The following is a 537-nucleotide window of genomic DNA, read 5'->3' as shown; positions in this document are numbered from 1 at the left end:
TCCAGACCAGCTCGGCGCGGAAGCTGTCATTGCCGCCGCCGCCCGTCATCTGGTCGTTGCCTGCACCAAAGCCACCGGTCAGCTGGTCATCCCCGTCGCCGCCGTCCAGCGTGTCATTGCCCGCCTCGCCATCGAGGCTGTCCATCCCGGCGCCGCCCGAGATCAGATCCTGATCGTCGCCGCCATAGAGCATGTCATCCTCGCCGCCGCCGGTCAGCGTGTCGTTACCGCTCTCGCCGTAAAGGTGGTTGAACATCCCCGGCATGCCGCCGCCGCCGTCCTCGGTGCTGAGGCTGTCGTTGCCGGTGCCGCCATAAAGCATGTCGCCGCCGCCAAAGCCCATCAGCGTGTCATTGCCCGCGCCGCCTGCCAGAACATCGCCGATGCCCGGCGCGCCCATCACCAGATCGTCCGAGACGATGCCGTCGATGGAGCCATGGAGCATGAGGCTGCCCATGACCTGGCCGTCGAAGGGCAGGTCCCATTCGGGCACGATGTAGTTCTGCAGGGTCAGCGTGCTTTCATACGTCGTGCCCG

At 66.5% G+C, this 537-nt stretch carries 1 protein-coding gene; it reads right to left on the bottom strand.

Features of this window, described 5'->3' with window-relative positions:
• The coding region (locus tag AADA15_RS19275) for a calcium-binding protein (RefSeq protein WP_341643187.1) at positions 1 to 537 on the bottom strand (537 nt) is incomplete at both ends.

The organism is Phycobacter sedimenti (assembly GCF_038148855.1).
In the GTDB taxonomy this organism is placed as follows: Bacteria; Pseudomonadota; Alphaproteobacteria; order Rhodobacterales; family Rhodobacteraceae; genus Phycobacter; species Phycobacter sedimenti.
Note: the sequence above shows the minus strand (reverse complement) of the source record. Positions and strands in the feature narration are given on the sequence as shown.